Here is a 22,383-nt window from a genome sequence, read left to right on the forward strand (position 1 = left end):
TCTTCCTGTAGAACAGGCCATAATCAGCACCGTCGGTGCCGCACAAAGGTCGGGTGCCCCTTTGTCGTACTCGCCTGCTTGCCGCTGCGTTCAGCGATTTTACGCCTTTCTCTCCGGTAATGACGGATGACCTTTTCTCTCACGCCTCACCACAGAAGGCTTAATCAGAATCAGGGAATGAGGGCTGATTTTTACACTGTGCAAATTAAGCTGGCTCAGAAGGGTGCAACCGCCCGGTAGATCACTAACAGATCGTCGTTATGTTGACGAGACAGGCCAATGCAGGCCATGCGCTTTCGCATAACCTGTCTCTGTGGTCTGCACCGCTACATCATTTGTGGCTGGCGAATAACGTTACCTTTATCAAAGCGTGAGAGCCGGTAGGGGGCAAGGTCGGTATAAACGGGCTTATTCGTCATCATCTGTGCACACAGCAGTCCCGCACCCGGCCCGATGGCAAAACCATGACCACTAAAGCCAGAGGCAATAAACATGCCGGGGATCTGGTTCACTTCATCAATAACCGGCACCAAATCCGGTGTGGTATCAATCCAGCCCGCCCAGGCATAATCGACTTTTGTCCCCTCCAGCGCGGGAAATAAGCGGATTAGCTCTGCCAGACCATCATCAATGATGCGTTTGTTGGGCGTGGGATCGAGAACCCGGATTTTTTCAAAAGGGGAAGGCGTGCCATGAGACCAACTCCCCGAGGCTTCAGGACCTGAAAAGAATGAGCTATTCAGCCGTAATGTCAGTTTTTTTGCTACTTTACTGCGGAACATAGGATAAAACTTTGCGGCATATCGGATGTTCTGCGGCGCCAAATCGATCTGGCCCAGGCCCGGAACGGCAACGGTATAACTGCCATCCAGACGGCGACGAACACAGAGTTGCGGCGTGCTCAGACAACCTTTTACAATTTCCGGGGCGGCGGTTGTTTTAAACACCGTGCCCAGAATATTGGCGGCAGGGAGTTCAATCCCATATTGCCTGCAGAAACGCGAATTCCATGCACCGCCGCAACAGATCACCCGGCTGGCTTTGACTAATCCGCGTTCTGTCCAGACGCCAGAAACACGACCGGCGCTGATATCCAGTGCCCGCACCGCGCAACGCTGAAAAATGCTGGCGCCCAGGTTTTGCGCACCTTTCGCGATGGCCGGTGCGGCCTGTGACGGTTCCGCGCGACCATCCGTCGGTGACCACACGCCGCCACGCCAGGCTGTTTTGTCACCAATGCGTTCCTGGGCCTCACGCGCGGACAACAACTGGCTGGTAAAGCCAATCTGCTTTGCCTGCTGGCCCCATTTTTCCCAACGCGCCAGGTCAGCGTCATTTAGCGTGCCATACAGGATGCCGCTGCGCCTGAAGCCCAGATCCATCCCGATTTCAGTACTGAGTTCATCCCAGCGCTGCAGGCTTCGTATCGCCATCGGCAACTCATGCAAATCACGGTTCTGTTGGCGCACCCAGCCCCAGTTTCTACCTGACTGCTCACCGGCAATCACGCCTTTTTCAAACAACGCAACAGAAACGCCTTGTTTCGCCAGTTCATATGCCGTTGACGTCCCAACAATGCCACCGCCTATCACAACAACATCGACAGAGGTGGGGAAGACGGAACTGTCATTAACGCTATCGACCTTAATTCGCATGAGTTAACCTTGTTTCAAATATGATGTCGGGGCGGAATATGCATAATCCACAACACACGGGCTTCGGTGTCGCTGTCGTTAAAAATGTTATGCGGCAGATGGCTTTTAAACTGAAAGCTGTCGCCCGCTTCGACGAAGGTCGTTTCACCATTCACCTCAAGCGCAAGCCGACCCTCCATGACCACACCTGCTTTTTCACCTATCCCCGTCAGCATTTCTTCAGAGCGCGTGCGGGGAGGGATGCTGATATACATGAACTGGATATCGTGTTCGCCGGACGGCGATAACATCTCTTTGCTAATGCCCTGCTTGCCAACCTGAAAATGCGGTCGCTCACGCCAGCGACGAACATAGTGTTCAGCACCTGGCCGCATCACCTCATGTTGTTCAAGAAAAGCGGTCAAGGGGACATTCAAGACCACCCGAAGCTGCTCCAGTACCCGTACCGTCGGGTTAGCCAGATTACGTTCAATCTGGCTAATTGCCCCTGCCGACACATTTGCCTGTTGCGCCAGTTCTTTAATAGTCATATTGCGAGACTTGCGTATTAATTTTAACCGTACGCCAATATTGATCTCGACGGCACTCAGATCCTCAGAGTGCATTAACGCTGTTTTCATCACCATGTTCCTTAAGGTTTCGTGCCTCCGTGCATGAAAGCGCGATTAGGGCATTCCCCACTTAGCTTTGATTTTTTGCAAAGTGCCATCCGCTTTCATCGCCGTCAGGGCGGTATTGATATCGGCAAGCAGCTTATCGTTGCCTTTTTTCACACCAAAGGCCATGGGCGCGATATGCTCGGGCTTGTAACCATCCACCACATGCATGCCTTTGTACGCACCTGATTTTTCCTGATATTTCATGATCGGGTAATCGTTCATGCCCGCCGCGATACGACCCAGCGACAGATCACGCATCATGTCTGCCGGACTGTCGTACACTTTCACCTCTTTCGGGATACCGCTCTTGATCAGAGCCTGCGTGTAATCGGTGCCTGTCATGGTGCCAACGATGTCACCTTTCAGATCCTGCTGAGAGCGATAGACTTTTTTGTTGTCATCACGCACGACCAATCCGGGTCCGAATGCGGTGACCGGCTGTGAGAACGAGATACGTTTTTCACGCTCAGGTGTTGGTGTCATCCCGGCCACGATCATGTCAATTTTGCCAGCAATCACAGACTGAATAAGCGTAGAGAAGGGCACAGCCGTAAAGTTAACATCCAGGTGCTGACGTTTAGCCACTTCGGCAGCCACATCCGGCATGAAGCCTTCAATCTTACCGGTTTTCGTATCCAGAAATGTCGTTGGCGCACTGGAGGGCGGCGAGCCTGCCGTTAGTGTGGCAGCGTGCGCACTGTAAGTGACGCCGAGGGCAACAGACAATAAAGCCATAGTAACGTGCGACCGAATAGACATCACTCACTCCTGATTAACATGCGAACAATTAACTTCACTATAATGAAATTAAATCCCCCCCTGTCAATCTTTTCTTTTTAAAAATGCTGCGCCTCACAAATTAACACAAAACCCTTTGATTTCGGGGCAAAGTGAGCCTTCAATCCATTTTGTTACATGAATAAGTTAATGCTATGACGTCATCAGATGAAAAGTTTGACAATATTTACGGGTAGCCATATTCATTAAAATGAATTTTAGCCTCACACTTAACACCGGCGGGAGCGCATCATGGACTGGAGCAGTATTCACGTTTACCTTCCCTTTCTTTTGCAAGGGGCGGAAATGACAATTTATATCACGATCTTGTCCTTGCTCATCAGCACGCCGTTAGGTCTGGTGTTTGCTGCCGCAAAAATGTGTCCTTTTAAAATCATCTCCTGGCCCGTGAGCGTCATCATCAATATCACGCGTGCCTTACCGATGATTGTGGTGCTGTTTTATATCTATTTCGTTTTCCCCGATATCGGCATTACCCTGACATCGTTTCAGGCCAGCGTGGTCGGTATCGCTTTCTGCTTTTCTACCTTCCTCGCAGAGATTTTTCGCTCGGGTATTGAATCGGTCGATCGTGGTCAGCTTGAAGCGGCGCGCTCGATGGGCATGAGCTTCTTTAAAGCGATGCGGCGCGTCATCCTGCCTCAGGCTTTTCATGTCGCGCTGCCGCCGTATAGCAATACGCTGGTGATGATGCTGAAAGATTCTGCGCTGGCTTCAACGATTGCGGTTACCGAAATGACCCGGCAGGGACAGCTTCTGGCCGCCTCAACCTTTGATAACACCACCGTATATACGCTGGTGGCGTTACTTTATCTGACGTTGTGCATGCCACTGCTGGCTTTCACTAAGCACCTTGAAAATCGTCAGAAAAAAGGAGCCTGAGATGATTGAAATTCGCGATGTCCATAAGCGGTTCGGTGCTGTCGAAGTGCTGAAAGGGGTAAGTTTCCGCGTCGATGAGGGCGAAGTGGTATGCCTGGTGGGGCCCTCCGGTTCCGGAAAATCGACTGTGCTGCGCTGTATTAACGGGCTTGAAACCTATGAAAGCGGCACCATTCGCGTGCTCGACCAGCATGTTGACAGTAAAAGTAAAAATATCAATTCGCTTCGTCGCCAGATAGGAATGGTTTTCCAACGATTTAACCTCTTTCCGCACCGTAGCGTGCTGGAAAACGTGATGGAAGGTCCGATTTACGTTAACGGTGAATCGCGCAGTAAAGCCGAAAAGATAGCCAAAGAGTTACTGGAAAGAGTAGGGCTGGCCGACAAAGTCTCCGCCTGGCCGTCGCAGCTTTCCGGTGGTCAGCAGCAGCGCGTGGCCATCGCCCGAACGCTGGCATTGCAGCCGAAAGCCATTCTTTTCGACGAACCGACATCAGCACTGGATCCGGAGTTAGTCGGCGAGGTTCTGCAGGTCATGCGCAACCTGGCACAGCAGGGAATGACCATGATCGTGGTCACGCATGAGATGCAGTTTGCAAGAGAGGTCGCCGATCGCGTCTGTTTCCTGCACAGCGGACAAATTGTGGAGCAGGGCCACGCTGAACAGGTGCTGCTGCGCCCTCAGGAGGCGCGCACGCAAGATTTTCTGCGGCGGGTTCTGGGAACATCTGCGTCCGGAACAGGATGAGACGGGAGCAATTCTGTCACTCCTGAGACTTTTTAGCGCCTCAAGAAAGCGCATGAGGCGCAAATAGCGGATTGATGACGTTACCGTGCAGATACACCCGCCTTGCTGATGGCCACAATCAGCGCGGTTCCGCCGAACCCCCATCCCCAGAATGTTTTCGCCAGACTTAATTTTCCTGTCACAAGCGCCTTTAGCATTGTCGGTTCCCTGTCTGAATCCGGTTATATTCGGTCAACGACAGGCTCAAACAGAAACTTTCCTGACATTCTCTTTGAAGACACGCTACCAGACCGAAAGGATGGCCGCGTGTGCGTGAGGCCCGTCAGGTACGGGGAAAGCGTGTCCGGAGAAGGATAACCGTGCAGCTTCCGGATGATGCATTTACCCGGCATCAGTCGTCGGACAAAAAAAGGCCCGTCAGCATGAACGCGACGGGCCAGCACGGAGGCGACGAAAATATTTCTGACAACAGACACATCACAACGGAGTAACGTTAACCAATATTCTGTGAAAGACGTATTTCAGCTGCAGGGAGAGTTTATCGGGGCTTGCTGCCATTCTCTCTGGCCTGGTGCTCCAGGCATCTTATAAAATTCTCTATTATCTGCACAGAGTAAGTTATGGCCAGCAACTCTGCCGTGAGCCGGACATCCATACGCATCAGCGTCTCCATGACGCCGGGCTTGCTGAGGACCGGCTTCATATTTTTTACCCGGTCCATCAGATGTGTCCAGTTATTGATAAAGGTGTCCGGGTCAGCATAGGTTCCATCCCTCAGTTGCGTGTAAATCGCGTCAACATCCGCTTTCATTAGCCTGACGGCCTTAATCAGTCTTTCCTCGTAAGTGGGCTGGTTTTCATCAGACACGGAACGTTTCCACCATACCTCTCAGCGCATGCGCCTGCTCAGACAGTGACTGCGAAGCCGAGGATGACTCCTCGACCAGCGCCGCGTTGTTCTGCGTCACGCCGTCCATCTGACTCACGGCAACACTCACCTGCGAAATGCCCTGCATCTGCTCTGCGGACGCCAGGGAGATGTTATCCATCGCCTCAGCGAGCTCACCGACCAGGCCGACCACCTTCTGGATACTCTGTCCGGTCGATGAAGCTACGCCGACGCCGCTTTCAATCTGATCGACGGCCTGCTCAATCAGCGTCTTGATGTCCTTTGCGGCCGTCGCGCTGCGCTGTGCCAGCGTACGCACCTCTCCGGCTACCACGGCAAATCCGCGGCCCTCTTCACCTGCGCGGGCCGCTTCCACCGCGGCGTTCAGTGCCAGGATGTTAGTCTGGAACGCGATGCTCTCAATCACTGACGTGATGTCGCGGACTTTTGCGGCACTCGCTGAGATGTCCTGCATGGTCGCTGACATGCGCTGTACGTCCGACCCGCCTGCGTGAGCCAGCTGCGCGGTCCCACGGGCGGACTCTGCTGTCTGCTGCGCACTGGCCGCGTTGCTCTTCACCGTGGCGGTCAGCTGCTCCATGCTGGCGGCCGTTTCCTGCAGCGCAGCCGCCTGCTGTTCGGTGCGGGATGACAGTTCAGTATTACCCTGCGCGATTTCGTCCGAGGCGAGGGCCACAGAGGCAGAGGTCTCTTTAATCTGCGACACCAGGCCGCGCAGGTTGGCCTGCATGCTGTCAAGCGACGCCAGCAGGCTGGTCGTGTCGTTGCGGCGAAGCACGACCGGCGATGTGAGGTCGCCGGCCGCAATGGTGGCGGCCAGTGCCTGCGCCTGGGCAGGCTCACCGCCCAGCTGGCGCATTAGTACACGGACAACCAATACACAGGCCCCGACACTGATGAAAATGGATGCACCGGCCAGAAGGATCAGGATGAGAGATGAGCGTGAAGTTGAAGTGCTGTTCTCCTTCACCTCAGCAAAGCTTGTCTTCTGCTGTATCCCTGTCACAACCTGCAAATCGCTGAGCATTTTATCCTGCACGGGCTGGACCTCTTTTGTCAGACACTCAAAGAAGTCTTTATCGCGATTGGCCAGGCCAAGCTGACTGGCCTTTGCAAAAATGGCAAAAAAAGAGGCCTCTGTATCGGTCAGTCTCTTGAAAGCGTTCCGTCCTGCCGGAAGAGAATCGATCTTCAGCAAGTCACCAAGAGCCTGGCGGTTAGCGCTATATTGCGCCTGAGTTTTCTGCATGCGCTCTGCTACGGGTTTCATTGCCACAGGATCGCTCAGCAGCCCAAGCGTTCTGACGTCTATGGACATCTCTCTCAGTTCACCGAGCATGTCCTGCGCAATTTGGTACTTTTTCATTTTGATGTTTACGATCCTGTCCATTCCTTCCCGGGCTTTATAGAGCGCATTCAGCGCAGTACCGGTGCAGATGATGAACAGGAAGATAAGCAGGCCGAAACCTGCAGCAAGGCGAGTCGATATTTTCATGTCTTTTCTCGTTATATAGGGCGTTCTGGTGTTGGTTAATCTTTGCCGGACGTCAAGAGCAGTCCGACCAGATTAATCCTAGATGGGTTTTTGCATTTAGTGCTTATTTCGCTCCAACATTACTGAGAATAATCTGAAAAAAATTGTTTCTGCGTACTTCAATTGCCTGCGCAACGGCTTTGCCTGACGTCGGAATCTGTCATCTCAGTCACGTCCTGCCCCACTGATGGGATTGCCTTCAGAAAACCCTTATGATGAGAAATCCGTCACGCAAAAAAAGTTGATTAAGAGACTCAACATCCTTTTCCAACAAACATCTCTCCCCGATCGAAAAGCCGCGATTATCCGTGCCATTACTCGACTTACCTGAGTCCGTGACCAGACAATCCCGGCTTGACGTGAAATGAATGCCCCTTTTTAGGAGGCGCAGTCCATCTGGGCTGATTGACAGGTGGTCAGTAAAAAGAGGCCTGTTGCATGGTCAACATGACACGTCGTTAGTATGTCAAATTGATTCCAGTGATAAATGATCGACCTGCGTCACAATTAAAGAAAGCAACTATCGTGACGATAACGTTAGGGCGTGATTTGCACGCTTTGACTACAGGGAGTCAACATGGCCGTTATCAACACAAATACGCTGTCACTGGTTACGCAGAATAACCTGACAAAGTCACAGTCTTCACTAGGCACGGCGATTGAGCGCCTGTCTTCCGGTCTGCGCATCAACAGCGCAAAAGATGATGCAGCCGGTGAGGCCATCGCTAACCGTTTCACCTCCAACATCAACGGGATGACCGTTGCCGCCCGCAATGCCAACGACGGTATTTCGCTGTCGCAGACCGCCGAGGGCGCGCTGACTGAAATTAACAATAATCTGCAGCGAGTTCGTGACCTGACCGTTCAGGCGCAGAACAGCTCTAACTCAGCCTCGGATGTCGACTCGATTCAGGCTGAAGTTAACCAGCGCATGCAGGAAATCGACCGCGTTACGAAACAGACTGATTTCAACGGTATTAAAGTGCTGAACACCGGCTCCGGCAGCACCACCTACAATTTCCAGGTGGGCGCAAAAGACGGCGAAACTATTGGTATTGCGCTGAGCTCAAGCGACGGTTTTGACCTGGCTGCAGCGGGCAATGCTTCTACAGGCACCACTCAGAATACCAGTTCTACGACAGGCCAGACGGTCAACGGCAATGCCCGCACCACGTCAGCCATCGGCTTCGACGTGCTGAAAGGGGCTGTCACCGGCGGTTCAGGCGGCACAGCGTCAGGTACCACGCCGCTGGCCGACATTGATAAAGCCATCAAAGCGGTCGATAACCAGCGCAGCCTGCTGGGTGCCTCGCAAAACCGTTTCGAGTCCACCATCAGCAACCTGAACAATACCGTGACAAACCTGACCGCGGCCCGCAGCCGTATTCAGGATGCGGATTACGCGACGGAAGTGTCGAACATGTCCCGCGCGCAGATCCTGCAGCAGGCGGGCTCTTCTGTACTGGCCCAGGCCAACCAGGTGCCACAGACCATGCTGTCACTGCTCCGCTAATAAACGCTGAGGAACTGGATGCTGTCTGATGCAGTTCCTCACGATTTCGTCCCGCTCTGTAACCAGAAGCGGGCAAAACCCTGATTCTCGTCGCGGTGGAAATGTCAGGTTGAACATGGGATGTGGGGCGGAGTAGCACTCTGAACACGCCATCAAGATGCTTAAGCAGGGCTATGGACTGATTTAAGAACACCATCTTGCCAAACGCCCGTATTATCGGCTCCCGGCACGAAGCCGTTTTCTTTACTGTTTCATTTTCGAGTGTTAACCGAGGAAAGATAATGAACAATATTAAAATCGGCGTCCGTCTCGGTGCCGGATTTGGCTTTATCCTGCTTCTTCTCATCGTTATTACCCTGGCCGGTTTAATGCGTATCGACTCACTGGGCGACACCGTGGATAAACTGGCCGGCGATCGTTTTGACAAGGCTACCGCTGCCAGTAATCTTCGCTTTTACGTTACTGATATGAGTCGTATGGTTCGCAGCATCGCGCTTGTCGACGATCCGGCGCAAAAAGAAAGACTGAAACAAAATTATGAGCAGGCCCGCACCCGGCTTGAAACGGCTTTCAACAAAGTCGATCACATACTGCACGCTCCCAGAAGTCGCGAGCTGATTGACGTCATGAAAAAAGCAGGGAAACAGTATCTATCTTATTCTGAGCAGGCGGTAAAACTGGGTATGGAAGGCAAGCGGGATGAGGTGACGCAACTACTCACCGGGCCGGCTTATCAGGCTCAGGATGAATACACAACGGCCATCACGGACCTCGCCAACTTCCAGGGGGAGCAGATGAAGACCGCGGGAGCTAAAGCCGCGTCAGAGCAGCGCAACGCCGTAACGTTACTCGTTTCACTCAGCCTGGCTGCCATTGTACTGGCAGCAACGCTCGCCTGGTTTATTACCCGCAGTATCGTCAGGCCCGTCAATATCGCACTTGAAGCGGCGGTAAGGGTTGCTGAAGGTGATCTCACTGCAGAGGTGCCGGTGAGCGGACGAGACGAAACCGGGAAACTGCTTGAAGCTATTCGTGGCATGCAGCATTCCCTGGTGCAAACCGTGAGTGCCGTTCGGGCGAATGCGGAAAGCGTTGCCGCAGCAAGCCTTCAGATAGCTCAGGGAAACACCGATCTGTCACAGCGCACTGAAGAACAAGCCAGCGCGCTGGAACAGACCGCTGCCACGATGGGTGAACTGGGTGTCACGGTCAGGAATAACGCAGATAATGCCAGCCAGGCCGCCACGCTGGCCGTTACGGTACGTGAGATTGCCCGGCAGGGTAATGACATCACTTCAGATATCACCGATACCATGAAGGGCATAGGCGAAAGTTCAGGGCGCATTGCGGATATCACTTCAGTGATAGACAGCATCGCTTTCCAGACCAACATTCTGGCGCTCAATGCCGCCGTCGAAGCTGCCCGCGCGGGTGAGCAGGGTCGCGGCTTTGCCGTTGTCGCTGGTGAAGTTCGTTCACTGGCGCAGCGCAGTGCGACTGCTGCGGGTGAGATTCGTCAGCTCATTGAGGCCAACGCTCAGCGCGTCAGTGAAGGCTCAACGCTGGTAGCGCGATCTGCTGGCACGATGTCTGCCGTTGTTTCTTCGGTGGGCCAACTCACTGACAGGGTAGAGGAAATTACCGCCGCTACTGCTGAACAGGCGCGCGGCATTGAACAGGTCAGCATAGCGGTGACAGAAATAGATGACGTCACGCAGCAGAATGCTTCACTTGTGGAAGAGTCTGCCTCTGCGGCAGCAAGCCTGCGTGAACAGGCCGATCTGCTAATGCAGTCTGTATCCGTTTTTACACTTTCAGATCATTCATCCTCCGCCGTTAAAACAGCACTTGTTGCGCCCGTAACGGTTACCGCATCCCCGACGACGCATGACAATTCCATGCGATCAAAAGAGACAACGCTGGAAGAAAACTGGACAACATTCTGAGCATGCCCCGATGTGAGGGGGTAAGCAGGCAACGCTACGTGAATTCTGTATAACCCGCAGGGGTTCTGTGCGCCAGTTTTCACGTAGCGCGCCTGGTGATTAACGGGCTTCAGGTCCAGAGGGGACGAAGGTGAGGTCCCGGTTCGTAACCGGGTACGTGGCGGGATGTATTATTTAACATAATTAGTATTATGCGCACTTTAATGTAACGGCTAAATTCAGATGTCCGCCTCTGGCTATATTGAGATGTCCGCATTATCGTCCTTTTTCCAGGGTTTCCCGGCTGAGGACGCAACTGATAACGGCTTAGGATTCGGAGTGCTGAGAGCATGAACAGACGTTTGGCCCCCATACGTCTTGCCAGCCAGCTGCTAAGCGGTATGACCAACATCAGGCCCAGGATGTAGACATTACTTATCCATGCCAACTGGCTAACGGGTAGTTGGAGTACTTGCCTCTCCTGTGACATCTCTCTCCCCCTGCCAAAACATTTCCGTTTAGTACTGGAAAAATACTCTCTGTATCCGGCCAGACATTGCTGATAATTTGTCCAGACTCTGGTTTAACATAGCTGACACAACGCTTAACGGACGCATCAGAAAACGAACAGCATCAACGTAAGGCTTCGTGCCACGAGGGGCCGTTTCTGACATTTCAAAAAGCGACACGACTAACAGCAAACGAATACCGCTCATCTCCCTTTTCTGGCAACCGTTTCGACGTGAAGAAAGAACGTATTACTGAAACGCGACGCTCTGCCCTTTTGCTTACTAAGTATTCATTGCCCGGATGTTCAGGCGACCGTAAAAATTAACCACACTGACGAGTAGGGAAAAATGATGAATAAAACGATTCTGGCGCTAGCCGCCGTTGCAAGTGCTTCGGCCATTGTGCCGCTGATGGCTCAGGCATCTTACGCGTATGTGGGAACCTATAATCCCAATGGCGAAGGGGTTTATCGATTTATCGTCAATGCGCAGGGTGAACTGTCGGGAAAAACATTGGTGAGTCAACTGCCCAACCAGGCACAGATGGTGGCGTCAGCGGATGGTAAACATCTTTATGTGGCGAGTGAGACCGAGAAAGGTAGCATCACCGCTTATCAGATTGGTACGGACGGTTCGCTCACGGCATTAAATCAGGTCGACACGCAAGGCAAAGGACCGGTGTACCTGTCCCTGACACCCGATCAGCGTTACCTGTTGGTCGCAAATTATGTCAGCGGCAGTATTACAGTGTTTGCGGTGACGCCAGAAGGCAAGCTGAGTGAGGCTGTCGATCATCATCAGGACAGCGGCCCGGCTGGCGCAGGCAAACCGGCCGCAGCGGTAGACGGCAGCTTTGCCATCAGCGATCACAATGGTCCGCATGCACATATGGTCGCCAGCGATCCCACGGGCCAGTTTGTTTACTCGACGGATTTGGGGCTGGACCGCATTTACCAATACCACCTGAATAAAGACGGTACGCTGACGCCCGGCAAACCCGCATGGATAAACGCCTCGTCTGCCGGTGCAGGCCCCCGCCATTTCGTTTTTAGCGCTGAGGGTCATGCGCTCTGGTTAGTGAATGAAGAAGCCTCCACGCTCACACATTACCTCATTAATCCGCAAAGCGGTGCTTTGCAGGAAAAGGCCACGGTTTCTACGCTGCCTTCCGGTTATAAAGGCACCAGTTTTGCAGCCGGGTTAGTCATTGATAAGGGCGGGAAAAATCTTTACGTCGCCAACCGTCTGCATGACAGCATTGCGCACTTTGAGGTCAATGCTAACGGCACACTGACACATAAAGATGATGTGTGGACGCGCGGGGATTACCCCCGAACGCTGACATTATCCCCTGATGGCAGCATGATTTACGTGATGAATCAGCGTAGCGATAACATCACCAGCTTCAGGGTGGAGAAAGCGAGTGGTGCCATCAGCTTTACCGGGAACTATGTTGCCGTAGGCGCGCCTTCACAGATGGTTATTGTTCCCTGAAACATTGATGCAGATAACATGCACGTCACGCTGTGGTGCGTGTTACCGACGCAGCGTGCAGGTGCACGAGAAGGTCAGTCTCGCGCACCTGCCCGTTCAAGATCACTAACGGGCATGATCGATAAGCACTCAGGCCCAGCGATTATCGCTGCCAGTGCCAACGCAAAATCAAGTGTTATCCTCCACAATCACCGCAACCCGCTGTCCGGCGCGCACGGCACTGCCTGGCTGTACGTTAACCTGCTGGATGATCCCATCGCAGGGTGCCAGCAACGGAATCTCCATTTTCATGGATTCCAGCACCACCAGAACATCCCCCGCCTGAACCCGACTTCCCACCGTGGTTTGCACTTGCCAAAGGTTGCCGGAAACCGGGCTTTCGACACCCTGCTCGCCCTGCTGTAGCGGTGCATCACCGCCCTCTTCTGCCACGTTCTCCTGGCTGTCGAAATGGGCCTGACCACTGGCGATCCAGCGATCGCGTTCCGCATTGAACGCCTGTTGCTGGTGGTCACGAAACGCCGCGATGCTTTGCGCCTCATGAGCGAGAAACTGCTGATAATCACTCAACCGCAGCGTACTGGGCTCAATGCGCAGCGGATAACGCCCCAGCGGGAAATCGCGGCGGATTTGCACCAGTTCCTCGGCGGATACAGGGTAGAACCGCAGTTGATCAAAGAAGCGCAGCAGCCAGGGTTTCCCCGCAAAATCAGCAACCTCTCGATAGCGATTCCACATCTGAAGCGTGCGCCCCACAAACTGATAGCCGCCAGGTCCTTCCATGCCGTAAACGCAGAGGTAAGCGCCGCCGATACCCACCGAGTTCTCTGCCGTCCAGGTGCGCGCCGGGTTGTATTTTGTGGTGACCAGGCGATGGCGCGGATCCAGCGGTGTCGCAACCGGTGCCCCCAGATAGACATCGCCCAGCCCCATAACCAGATAGCTGGCCTCAAACACCGTCTCCCAGACCGCCTGTTCGTCAGGCAGATCGTTAATGCGGCGAATGAATTCAAGGTTACTGGGGCACCACGGTGCATCAGGGCGTACCGTCGTCATGTACTTTTCAATCGCCTGGCGACAGGCGGGATCGTCCCAGGAAAGCGGCAGATGTACTACGCGAGTTGGCACCTGCAGATCATCACTCAGGCAAACCCTGAGCCACTCGCCGCGTACCCAGTCCAGCAGCGCGTCATGGGTGAGGATTTCAGGCTGAAAATGGATCTGCAACGAACGAATCCCGGGCGTGATATCAATCACCCCGTCTTTTGCATGCGCTTCCAGCGCCTGCATCAGGGCATGAATGCGAAAACGCAGAACCAGATCCAGCTCCGGCTCCCCGGCTTCGAGTAGCAGATGCGTATCGCCAGAAAGTCGCGCGACCAGGCGCTTATCGGCCTCACCGCAGGTCATCACGATCGGCGAGGTCAGCGGCGCAGGTTGCCAGGCTGTCGCCTGGCCACAGAGCGTTGCCAGCTCCTGGCCTCGCGCTTTAGCCAACTGGCGCGCGGTGGTTAAATCCACCGAGGTAAAGCGCACTTTATCACCGGCTTTCAACTGCCCTAACTGCCAGAGATCGGCTTCGATGACTGTGACCGGACAAACGAATCCCCCGAGGCTGGGTCCATCCGGGCCCAGAATCACCGGCATATCGCCGGTAAAATCAACCGCACCTACCGCGTACGGATTGTCGTGAATGTTTGACGGATGCAGTCCGGCTTCGCCCCCGCTGTCTCGGCTCCAGATGGGCTTGGGCCCAATCAGGCGGACGCCCGTGCGGCTGGAGTTAAAATGCACTTCCCATTCCGTGGCAAAAAAAGTGGCGATATAGTCCGGCGCGAAGAACTCCGGCGCACCGTGTGGACCATAAATTACCCGTAGGGTGCGGATCTGCGGGAGATCCGTGCGCAATGCCTCAGAAAGTGCCGCGCCAGCTTCCGTTGCTGTCTGTGGGGCCAGGTGCAGCACATCGCCGCTACGCAGTGCGCGTCCGGCGTGGCCGCCAAACTGGCCAAGCGTAAAGGTGCTTTTACTGCCTAAATACGTTGGCACCTGAATGCCGCCGCTCAGGCAGAGATAGCTTCGCACGCCCGCCCCACTCACAGCACCCAGCTTTAACGTCGCCCCGGCGGAAAGGGTAAAAACACAATCCATCGGCACGGGCTGGCCATCCAGGGTAGCGCTCAGTGGTGCACCGCAGATGACGGCCTGGATGGCGGTATTGAATTTCAGAGTGGGTCCGGTGAGGGTCATTTCCAGTGCGGCTTCCCCCTCGTCATTGCCCAGCAGCCGATTGCCTGAACGCAGGGCGCGGTCGTCCATCGGCCCCGATGGCGGTACGCCGACCGCCCAGTAGCCCAGACGGCCCGGATAATCCTGCACGCTGGTTTGCGTACCGGCGCCTAGCACCTCAACCGTCGCTGCCTGATAGCTCAGCTGTTCCAGACAACGGGTCCAGGGTTCTCCCTGAACAAAGGGCGCAAACGCTAAAATTTGCTGCAGATAGAGGCGGTTGGTTTCAACACCGTATAAACGCGTTTCTGCCAGCGCCTGCGCCAGTGTGGCAATGGCCTCCGGGCGGCTGGGCCGCCAGGCGATCGTTTTCGCCAGCAGCGGATCAAAAAAGGGCGGCACTTCGCAACCGGCTTCAATCCAGTGATCAATGCGCAGGCGAGCATCCTGTTGGTCGGGAAAGGCAACGTCTGTCAGCAGGCCCGGTGAAGGCTGAAACTGCCGTCCCGGATCTTCCGCATAAATGCGTGCCTGGATAGCATGGCCTTGTGGCGCAAGCCCGGCAGCCAGCTCGCGCAGGGGCGGCAAGGTGTCCGCAGCCAGTTCAATCATCCATTTCACCAGGTCAACGCCCCAGACCTGTTCTGTTACGCCATGCTCGACCTGAAGGCGAGTGTTGACCTCCAGGAAGTAAAATTGTTGGTTCAGGCTGTCATAGACAAACTCCACGGTGCCCGCGCTGCGATAGTTCACTGCTTTACCCAGCGCAACTGCCGCCTCGCAGAGCGCCTGTGCCATGCCTTCAGGCAAATTGGGGGCAGGTGTTTCTTCGATGACCTTCTGGTTACGCCGCTGCACCGAGCAGTCACGCACGCCCAGCGCGATAACGTCTCCTTGCCCGTCACCAAAGATCTGCACCTCAAGATGACGTGCGCGTTCGATATAGTTCTCAAGAAACACGCCGGCATCACTAAAGTTGTTCTGCCCCAGCCGCTGCACGGTATCAAACGCTTCCGTCAGTTCATGCGAATCGCGACAAACGCGCATGCCAATCCCGCCGCCACCCGCCGTACTTTTCAGCATCACCGGATAACCAACGGTCTCGGCGACGCGGCAGGCTTCGGCGGCATCGGCCAGTAATTCGCTGCCTTCCAGCAAGGGCACACCTTCAGCTTTCGCCAGAGCACGGGCCGTGTGCTTCAGACCAAAAGTCCGCAACTGCTGTGGCGTTGGGCCAACAAAAATCAGCCCTGCGGCCTCGCAGGCCTCAGCGAACCCGGCGTTTTCAGAGAGAAAACCGTAGCCCGGGTGAATCGCCTGTGCACCGCTTTGCTGCGCTGCGGCAATAATTTTTTCAGCGGCCAGATACGTTTGTGCCGCCGGGCCGTCGCCAAGGGACAACGCTTCATCGGCATCACGAATATGCAGGCTGCCCAGATCGGCCTCGGCATAGACAGCCACCCCCTTGACCTGCATGGCGCGCAGGGTGCGCAAGATGCGGCAGGCGATCGCACCGCGGTTAGCAATCAGTAAGGTATCAAACATAAGCGGAACTCTCAGGAAAGCGGGTCGTCCCGCAGAAAGTCGACATGTCCCCTGGGGCCGTCCCCGGGGCTTCTCCTTTTCAGGCGTGCGTATTGTTCAGTCGCACCAGGCTCAGTTCCATACCAATACCTCGGCGGGCGTGGGATTCCAGCCGTTACAGGGGTTATTCAGCTGCGGACAGTTTGAGATTAAGACCACCGCATTACACTCGGCGCGCAGTTCAACATATTTGCCGGCGGCGGAAATACCGTCTTCAAAGGTCAGTCCACCCTGCGGCGTGACGGGAACGTTCATAAAAAAGTTGATATTGGCGCCGATATCGCGTTTATGCAGGCGACCGTCATGCAGGCAGGCACAAAGAAAATTATCCCGGCAGCTGTGCATATAGCGCTTGTCGTGAGCATAACGTACGGTGTTACTTTCCTGCGCGCAGGCACCGCCCAACGTATCGTGGCGGCCACAGGTATCGGCGACAATAGTCAGCAGCGGATTGCCCATATTCGAGTAAAGTACGCTGCCGGTGGTCAGGTAAGCATTACCCTGACGGCGCAGCGTACGCTGGGGATCGTAACGCTCGCGCGGATTATCTGCGTTGTAGAACAGCGTATCGATCGCCTGATTCCCTTCCAGGTCGAGCAGACGCAATGTTTGCCCTTGTTTGACCTCAAACAGCCAGGGTTCGCCCGCCGGAATCACATGACGGTAAACCGCATCCTCTGGGCGGCGGTCGCTGGAAATAATCATCATCGCTGACTCCTTACAGGGCAAAAAGTTGGGTGTTATGTATTGCGCGCTGATTTTCATCGCGGATGAACAGCGCTTCGGTGGTAGCCTGTGCGTCATCGGCCTGATACCAGCTCAGCTGGATGGGACGCGGTGCATAGTCAGGGGCAGGATCCATTGGATGGGGGAGCGCGGTCAGGACGATCAGCACGTCCATTGGGGCAAACAGCTCAACAACATCCCCTGCGCGGCTATGTTCGGTATCGAAGCGGAAGCGGCCATCTTCATCGACGGTGACTTTGCTAAAGAAGTTAACGACCATGAGCAGATCTTCAAGACCCAAATCCCATTTGCCCATCTCGACCAGCAGATTATCGACTCCATTGCGGTAAAACCCATTCCGCAGCTCCTGATAGCGCCCTGCGCCATATTTTTCGCGCGTTTCCGCCGCGTTAAGTACGCCACCAAACGGGTCGTGCCAGCCACAACTGTCCGCCACGATCCCGGCGAGTACGCGGCCCATATCGGAATAAAAACAGTGGCCGGTAGTGAGCCGGGCCGTATGCTGGCCCTTCAGCGTATCCGGTAGATTAAGGCGTTCACTTTTCTCATGCGGATTGAGCATCATCATGCTGACGTTCGCGCCGCCATCAATATCGGTCAGGCGCAGGATGTGCCCTTTGCGCAGAATGAATGAGGTGTGCGCCCCGCCGGGAAGCCGCTCTTCGCGCAGGCTGGGCGCTGAGTGAAAACGTGCCGTCATTGCTGTCTCCTTAATGCATAAACGTTGTCTTTACTGTCTGTCATCAGCTGTGCCATTCGCGCCTCATTCAGCGGAATGTCATAGGTGATACGCGCCCCCCAGGCATGAGGGGCCTGGGGATCGTGGCGGACTTTGTCAAATACCAGTAGCCGCGTACCCAGGTTGAAGCCTTCGGTAAGATCGTGGGTGACCATAAAGACCGTCATTCGGGTTTCACTCCACAGTTGAAGCAGCAGCGCGTGCATGTCTTTGCGGATACCGGGATCCAGTGCGCCAAAGGGCTCATCCAACAACAGCACTCGCGGTTGCATGATAAAAGCCTGGGCAATTGCCAGCCTTTGCTGCATTCCGCCGGAGAGCTGTGCCGGATATTTATCCAGCGCATTTCCCAGCCCCACTTTGTCCAGCATCTGTCGTGCCTGCTGCCGGGCCGCGCGTTTTCGGGCGCCGAACAGGCGACCCGACAAGGGCGAAGCAGGCAGTTCAAGCCCTATCGCGACGTTATCCAGTACATTGAGATGGGGAAACACGGAATAGCGTTGAAACACGACGCCGCGGCTGCGGTTGGGTTCTGTCGCCAGTGCCTTACCATCCAGGGTGATCTCTCCCCGGGTGGGTTTTTCCTGACCCAGCAGCAGGCGCAAAAACGTCGACTTCCCGCAGCCCGATGCACCGACCATAGAGCAGAACTCGCCCGCCTTAACCTGCAAATTGATGCGTTCCAGCACCACGTGGTCGCCGTACTCCTGCCAGATATTGTTGATACTGATAAAACTCATTCCCGGCCTCCTTCCGCCCATGGGAAACAGGCGTTGTGCAGCTTGCGCAGGCCCAGATCCATCAGCCAGGCCAGCAGCGTGATCCAGATGACATAGGGGATAATCACATCCATCGCCATGTAGCGACGCACCAGGAAAATGCGATAGCCCAGCCCGGCGGTCGCCGAAATCGCTTCGGAGGAAATTAAAAACAGCCAGGCCGATCCCAGAAGCAGCCGTACCGAGGTGATAAGCCGTGATAACAGCTGCGGCAGCACGACCCGCAGCACGACCGTCCAGCTATTGGCTCCCAGGGTTTGCGCTTTGATTAACAGTTCCGCCGGAATTTCCCGTGCCCGCTGTTCAAGATCGCGTGCCAGCATCGGCGTAATGCCAATGACGATGAGCATGACCTTCGACAGCTCATCCAGGCCGAAAACAATAAACAGCACGGGCAGAATCGCCAGCGGCGGCACCATTGAGACAACCGTCATCAGGGGTGACAGTGCGGCGCGGGACATCGGAAAAACGCCCGCGGCAATGCCGAGGCACAGACCAATCAGCGAGGAGAGCGCCAGCCCCATGAGCAGACGGCTCAGGCTGATAAACGTATCGGCCCACAGCAGGTATTCACCACTGCGCTTATCTGGCGTGAAGGCCATCCGATCAATCGCCTCAATCATCTGCGACAGTCCGGGCAGCAGTTTGTCCTGCGGATTGGCCTCCAGCCGCACCGCTGATCCGATAAACCAGGCGGCGATGATCAGCACGAAGGGCAGCAGCATTAGCGTCAGGCGCATGCCCTGGCGGGGATAGCGGTTGATGTAGCGCATGACATGAACTCCCGTGGTCAGTGGTTACAACTTGCCCGCAGCGGCCAGCTTAAGATAGCTGTCGTCAAAGCGCAGTTTGCTGTTAGCCCTATCGCCAACGGTGACGTTGCCCGGGAATGTCATGCCGATAAAATCAGCGCTCTGTGCGCCCTGACCCAGCAGACCTTTGTCAAACGAGAAGTTCGCCACGCGTTGCATGGTCTTTGGCAGATCAGGCGAAGAAATAAAGGCCAATGTCTCAGCAGGCGTCCAGAACAGATGCGTTGTTTTAAGCTGAGCCTGATAGCCCGCGAGGTCGGTACCGGAATCTGCCGCCATTGCACTCAGCGCTTGTTTATCACCCGCCTGCATTTTTGCCATCATTTCAAACCACGCACCGGTCAGCGCTTTGCCGAGGGCGGGGTTATCTTTCAGCGTTTGGGTGTTCACGACCATCATGTCGATGAGTTCGCCGGGCACTTGGGTGGAGCTAAACACTTCGGTGGTTTGTGGCGTCTTTTTGATGACGGACAACTGCGGGTTCCAGGCTACCGCTGCCCGCACATTGCTGGTGCCAAAGGCCGAGACGATATCCGCATCGGAGGTATTAACCACTTTCACATCTTTTTCCTGCAGTCCGGCTTTTTCCAGCCCGCGAACCAGGAGATAGTGCGATACCGAGAGTTCGGGCAGATAAACCGACATACCTTTCAGATCGCTGAGTTTTTTATTCACCCCTTTTAGCACGACGCCGTCGTTGCCATCGGAATAGCTGCCGGTAATGAGTGCTGTCGAATCTACCCCACCTGCCGCCGGGATAGTCAGCGCATCCATGTTGGTCATGGTGCAGCCGTCAAACTGCCCTGCCGTGTACTGGTTGATGGATTCGATGTAGTCGTTGAGTTGAACAATATTGATTTTGATGCCGTATTTGCTGGCCCATTTATCAATAATTTTTTCATTGCTGATGGTGCCCCAAGGCATCCAGCCCGCATAGATCGTCCAGCAGATGTTGAACTCTTTTTTAACCGTGGCGAAGGAAGAAAAGCTGATCAGCAAGGTGAGTGACAGCAAAAGCGTGCGGATGAACGGCGTTGTTTTCATGGTTAACCTCTGGTTGGCACAAAAAAGGAGCAGCGCGACACCTGACGGTGCTGCTGTCTCCCGGGCTTTTGTCCCGCCGTGTAACCTCTCAGAGGTCGCCAGCTCTCGGACCAGACATTCACCTGCGTGAACCGGAACCCTAGCCAGCTATTTAATTCAGATTATGTGTTGCGCTGCTTACCGATCAGGTTTTTGCAATTGACGTGCCAGAATTAATGACAATAAAAATCAGTGATTTAGCATTATTCCTGGTGACGAAGCACCAGAATGATGAGTGACCGAGGGGCATTGCACACAATCAGTGCCGACTGGAACACGAAATATGCTGTGCAGTCCTTACATCATAAGCATCAGCGCGGTTTCTGGGCGACGTTGCAGCGGTAGTGTCCATCCTGACGAGGCGTAACGGTATAACGCCTGACGCAATACCGCTGACGGCGCGAGGTGCTTTAATCCTGTAGATGTCGCGCGGCCAAAGGGGAGCCACTATTACGCGATAGCCATCCTTGTAGCTTAAGGGAACGTACACGCTTTTAACGGTGACCATCCGCACTTCTCGTTTGTTGACCCTCCATTACTGCTTTAGATGCCCGCACGCGGGTATGGCAGTGGCGTGCTACACAGAGACTGGCTTCGCGTTCTGCCGGTTCTTTAACCCACCATAAACGTCGCGCGTTTTTTGCAGCAGGGTCATCCGGCCTGCACTACAGTTAACTGACTCAGTAACCAGCAAAAACATAACCATGTCCTCTTCCCTTCGCTCAAATCTGTTTGCCCGGTTGCGCCTGCTGATCTCTGTGGTGGCAGGTCTCGTCTGCTATGTTTTACTGCCTGAGCATCTGGGGCAAATGCAGAGACTGTTAATCAGTTGGAACGTGCTGGCATGGCTCTATCTGTGGTTTATCTGGTTTCGCATGTTGCGTACCGCGCCAGATGAGATTAAACGAATCGCCCAGATGCAGGATCAAAGTGCCGCGCTGGTGCTGGGGCTGGTCATCGTGGCCTGTATGATCAGTATGGTGGCCATCATGAGCGAGCTTCCCACGTTAAAAAGCCTGACGGGCTCGTCGCGGGCCCTGCATCTGCTTTTGACTGCCATGACGCTCATCGCCTCATGGGCCTTACTACCCAGCGCATTTGCCATGCATTATGCCCATCAGCATTACCTGCTTCGCAGCAACAGTATCACGCCGATGATCTTTCCGGAGAAACCGACGCATCCGGGTTACTGGGATTTTCTCTACTTCTCTTTCACCATCGCGGTGGCATCCCAGACGGCGGATGTGGCGACGGGCACGACAGAAATGCGCAAGATCGCCTTGTTGCAGTCGGTTATCTCTTTTATTTTTAATCTGGCGATTCTGGGACTGTCCGTGAATGTGGCAGCCAGTTTGTTAAGTTGAGAGTCTGCCTGCGACGATAGCCAGCAGAGAAGCGCATTGACTGTTACGGGAATTTACCGCTTAAAGCCTGTGCGACGGGAAGCTGCACCCTCTTTGAGAGGGTGCAGAGACTGCGAGAAAAATTAACCGCCCTGCTGCTGTTGCCCTTGCTGTTGACTGGCCGCTTCTTTCTGTTTCTTTTTGGCCATATGATGTCCAACAGCGCAGCCTGCTGCGGCCCCAGCGACACCGTGATGTTTAACATGCCCTGCCACGCCGCCCACGGCCGCGCCCTTTAGACAGCCTTTGGCTTCAGCTTGTGAACTCATCGCCATGAGCAGACCCGCGGTAACAAGAACAACTGACAATTTTTTCATCGAATGACTCCCTGATAAATAGCGAATACGCATTAATGTCTACTGAGCATAGTTAATCAGGTC

General features: G+C 54.7%; 18 protein-coding genes, 1 pseudogene and 1 riboswitch. Of the genes and pseudogenes, 6 read left to right on the top strand and 13 right to left on the bottom strand.

Going from position 1 to position 22,383, the window contains the following annotated elements; translation table 11 throughout:
* Positions 1–326: 326 nt before the first annotated feature.
* The 3 genes from NYE92_RS00375 to NYE92_RS00385 are packed head-to-tail and all read right to left on the bottom strand — an operon-like array spanning position 327 to position 3,073.
* A complete protein-coding gene (locus NYE92_RS00375; protein WP_116584839.1) occupies positions 327–1,655 on the bottom strand; it encodes an FAD-binding oxidoreductase in 1,329 nt (442 codons plus the stop codon).
* Between the two features lie 14 nt (positions 1,656–1,669).
* A complete protein-coding gene (locus NYE92_RS00380) occupies positions 1,670–2,275 on the bottom strand; it encodes a cupin domain-containing protein (protein WP_116584840.1) in 606 nt (201 codons plus the stop codon).
* 45 nt (positions 2,276–2,320) lie between these two features.
* Positions 2,321–3,073 (bottom strand): ABC transporter substrate-binding protein, encoded by a 753-nt coding sequence (locus tag NYE92_RS00385; RefSeq protein ID WP_014333166.1) that lies wholly within the window; start codon positions 3,071–3,073, stop codon positions 2,321–2,323.
* Positions 3,074–3,343: 270 nt separating this feature from the next.
* Between NYE92_RS00385 and NYE92_RS00390 the strand changes: the two genes are divergently transcribed.
* Entirely contained in the window at positions 3,344–3,994 is a 651-nt protein-coding gene (locus NYE92_RS00390; protein WP_013027890.1) for an amino acid ABC transporter permease, read from the top strand.
* Between the two features lies 1 nt (position 3,995).
* Positions 3,996–4,742 (top strand): amino acid ABC transporter ATP-binding protein, encoded by a 747-nt coding sequence (locus NYE92_RS00395; RefSeq protein WP_014333167.1) that lies wholly within the window; start codon positions 3,996–3,998, stop codon positions 4,740–4,742.
* A 538-nt stretch (positions 4,743–5,280) separates the two neighbouring features.
* Here NYE92_RS00395 and NYE92_RS00400 read toward each other — a convergent pair.
* Both NYE92_RS00400 and NYE92_RS00405 read right to left on the bottom strand, forming a co-directional pair.
* Complete coding sequence (locus NYE92_RS00400; protein WP_024472083.1) at positions 5,281–5,610, bottom strand: hypothetical protein; 330 nt, start codon at positions 5,608–5,610, stop codon at positions 5,281–5,283.
* Entirely contained in the window at positions 5,603–7,147 is a 1,545-nt protein-coding gene (locus NYE92_RS00405) for a methyl-accepting chemotaxis protein (protein ID WP_014333169.1), read from the bottom strand. Before NYE92_RS00405 ends, NYE92_RS00400 begins: the two co-directional genes overlap by 8 nt.
* Positions 7,148–7,763: 616 nt before the next feature.
* On the opposite strand from NYE92_RS00405, the gene NYE92_RS00410 reads away from it, so the two are divergent.
* Together NYE92_RS00410 and NYE92_RS00415 are read left to right on the top strand one after the other, a co-directional pair.
* The gene (locus tag NYE92_RS00410) at positions 7,764–8,699 is read left to right on the top strand and encodes a flagellin (protein WP_013027894.1); all 936 of its coding nucleotides are present in this window, start codon (positions 7,764–7,766) and stop codon (positions 8,697–8,699) included.
* A 281-nt stretch (positions 8,700–8,980) separates the two neighbouring features.
* A complete protein-coding gene (locus tag NYE92_RS00415) occupies positions 8,981–10,645 on the top strand; it encodes a methyl-accepting chemotaxis protein (protein ID WP_014333172.1) in 1,665 nt (554 codons plus the stop codon).
* Between the two features lie 322 nt (positions 10,646–10,967).
* Here NYE92_RS00415 and NYE92_RS00420 read toward each other — a convergent pair.
* Positions 10,968–11,114, bottom strand: a pseudogene (locus tag NYE92_RS00420) (hypothetical protein); the annotation flags it as partial.
* A gap of 367 nt (positions 11,115–11,481) precedes the next feature.
* Between NYE92_RS00420 and NYE92_RS00425 the strand changes: the two are divergent.
* Positions 11,482–12,627 carry a lactonase family protein gene (locus NYE92_RS00425; protein ID WP_116584841.1) on the top strand — a complete coding sequence of 382 codons (1,146 nt, stop codon included), beginning with the start codon at positions 11,482–11,484 and terminating at the stop codon, positions 12,625–12,627.
* A gap of 168 nt (positions 12,628–12,795) precedes the next feature.
* Here NYE92_RS00425 and uca read toward each other — a convergent pair whose 3' ends face one another.
* The 6 genes from uca to NYE92_RS00455 all read right to left on the bottom strand — a co-directional run bounded on the left by uca (position 12,796) and on the right by NYE92_RS00455 (position 20,561).
* Entirely contained in the window at positions 12,796–16,401 is a 3,606-nt protein-coding gene (gene uca / locus NYE92_RS00430) for an urea carboxylase (protein WP_259018330.1), read from the bottom strand.
* 111 nt (positions 16,402–16,512) lie between these two features.
* Positions 16,513–17,148, bottom strand: coding sequence for an urea amidolyase associated protein UAAP2 (locus NYE92_RS00435; RefSeq protein ID WP_014333187.1), 636 nt, complete (start codon positions 17,146–17,148; stop codon positions 16,513–16,515).
* Positions 17,149–17,158: 10 nt separating this feature from the next.
* Positions 17,159–17,887: an urea amidolyase associated protein UAAP1 gene (locus NYE92_RS00440; RefSeq protein ID WP_013027907.1), complete on the bottom strand. Its 729-nt coding sequence runs from the start codon at positions 17,885–17,887 to the stop codon at positions 17,159–17,161.
* On the bottom strand, positions 17,884–18,666 hold the full coding sequence (locus NYE92_RS00445) for an ABC transporter ATP-binding protein (protein WP_041457892.1): 783 nt from the start codon (positions 18,664–18,666) through the stop codon (positions 17,884–17,886). The genes NYE92_RS00440 and NYE92_RS00445 overlap by 4 nt, the downstream gene beginning before the upstream one ends.
* A complete protein-coding gene (locus NYE92_RS00450) occupies positions 18,663–19,478 on the bottom strand; it encodes an ABC transporter permease (RefSeq protein ID WP_013027909.1) in 816 nt (271 codons plus the stop codon). Before NYE92_RS00450 ends, NYE92_RS00445 begins: the two co-directional genes overlap by 4 nt.
* A 24-nt stretch (positions 19,479–19,502) precedes the next feature.
* The gene (locus NYE92_RS00455) at positions 19,503–20,561 is read right to left on the bottom strand and encodes a putative urea ABC transporter substrate-binding protein (RefSeq protein WP_014598306.1); all 1,059 of its coding nucleotides are present in this window, start codon (positions 20,559–20,561) and stop codon (positions 19,503–19,505) included.
* Between the two features lie 55 nt (positions 20,562–20,616).
* Positions 20,617–20,715, bottom strand: a riboswitch (guanidine-I (ykkC/yxkD leader).
* Between the two features lie 589 nt (positions 20,716–21,304).
* On the opposite strand from NYE92_RS00455, the gene NYE92_RS00460 reads away from it, so the two are divergent.
* The gene (locus NYE92_RS00460) at positions 21,305–21,964 is read left to right on the top strand and encodes a DUF1345 domain-containing protein (RefSeq protein WP_013027911.1); all 660 of its coding nucleotides are present in this window, start codon (positions 21,305–21,307) and stop codon (positions 21,962–21,964) included.
* A gap of 122 nt (positions 21,965–22,086) precedes the next feature.
* Here the strand turns inward: NYE92_RS00460 and NYE92_RS00465 are convergent, their stop codons facing one another.
* Positions 22,087–22,320, bottom strand: coding sequence for a hypothetical protein (locus tag NYE92_RS00465; RefSeq protein ID WP_029569653.1), 234 nt, complete (start codon positions 22,318–22,320; stop codon positions 22,087–22,089).
* Positions 22,321–22,383: the final 63 nt, after the last annotated feature.

Source organism: Pantoea sp. B566, from assembly GCF_024793925.1.
Lineage (GTDB): Bacteria > Pseudomonadota > Gammaproteobacteria > Enterobacterales > Enterobacteriaceae > Pantoea > Pantoea ananatis.

Bases quoted from the DNA above. Each gene is read 5' to 3' on its own strand.
- NYE92_RS00385 (WP_014333166.1), bottom strand. From the start codon at position 3,073: ATGTCTATTCGGTCGCACGTTACTATGGCTTTATTGTCTGTTGCCCTC.
- NYE92_RS00440 (WP_013027907.1), bottom strand. From the start codon at position 17,887: ATGACGGCACGTTTTCACTCAGCGCCCAGCCTGCGCGAAGAGCGGCTT.
- NYE92_RS00415 (WP_014333172.1), top strand. From the start codon at position 8,981: ATGAACAATATTAAAATCGGCGTCCGTCTCGGTGCCGGATTTGGCTTT.
- NYE92_RS00435 (WP_014333187.1), bottom strand. From the start codon at position 17,148: ATGATGATTATTTCCAGCGACCGCCGCCCAGAGGATGCGGTTTACCGT.
- NYE92_RS00395 (WP_014333167.1), top strand. From the start codon at position 3,996: ATGATTGAAATTCGCGATGTCCATAAGCGGTTCGGTGCTGTCGAAGTG.
- NYE92_RS00450 (WP_013027909.1), bottom strand. From the start codon at position 19,478: ATGCGCTACATCAACCGCTATCCCCGCCAGGGCATGCGCCTGACGCTA.
- NYE92_RS00425 (WP_116584841.1), top strand. From the start codon at position 11,482: ATGATGAATAAAACGATTCTGGCGCTAGCCGCCGTTGCAAGTGCTTCG.
- NYE92_RS00445 (WP_041457892.1), bottom strand. From the start codon at position 18,666: ATGAGTTTTATCAGTATCAACAATATCTGGCAGGAGTACGGCGACCAC.
- NYE92_RS00390 (WP_013027890.1), top strand. From the start codon at position 3,344: ATGGACTGGAGCAGTATTCACGTTTACCTTCCCTTTCTTTTGCAAGGG.
- NYE92_RS00410 (WP_013027894.1), top strand. From the start codon at position 7,764: ATGGCCGTTATCAACACAAATACGCTGTCACTGGTTACGCAGAATAAC.
- NYE92_RS00455 (WP_014598306.1), bottom strand. From the start codon at position 20,561: ATGAAAACAACGCCGTTCATCCGCACGCTTTTGCTGTCACTCACCTTG.
- NYE92_RS00460 (WP_013027911.1), top strand. From the start codon at position 21,305: ATGTCCTCTTCCCTTCGCTCAAATCTGTTTGCCCGGTTGCGCCTGCTG.
- NYE92_RS00375 (WP_116584839.1), bottom strand. From the start codon at position 1,655: ATGCGAATTAAGGTCGATAGCGTTAATGACAGTTCCGTCTTCCCCACC.
- NYE92_RS00465 (WP_029569653.1), bottom strand. From the start codon at position 22,320: ATGAAAAAATTGTCAGTTGTTCTTGTTACCGCGGGTCTGCTCATGGCG.
- NYE92_RS00405 (WP_014333169.1), bottom strand. From the start codon at position 7,147: ATGAAAATATCGACTCGCCTTGCTGCAGGTTTCGGCCTGCTTATCTTC.
- NYE92_RS00380 (WP_116584840.1), bottom strand. From the start codon at position 2,275: ATGAAAACAGCGTTAATGCACTCTGAGGATCTGAGTGCCGTCGAGATC.
- uca (WP_259018330.1), bottom strand. From the start codon at position 16,401: ATGTTTGATACCTTACTGATTGCTAACCGCGGTGCGATCGCCTGCCGC.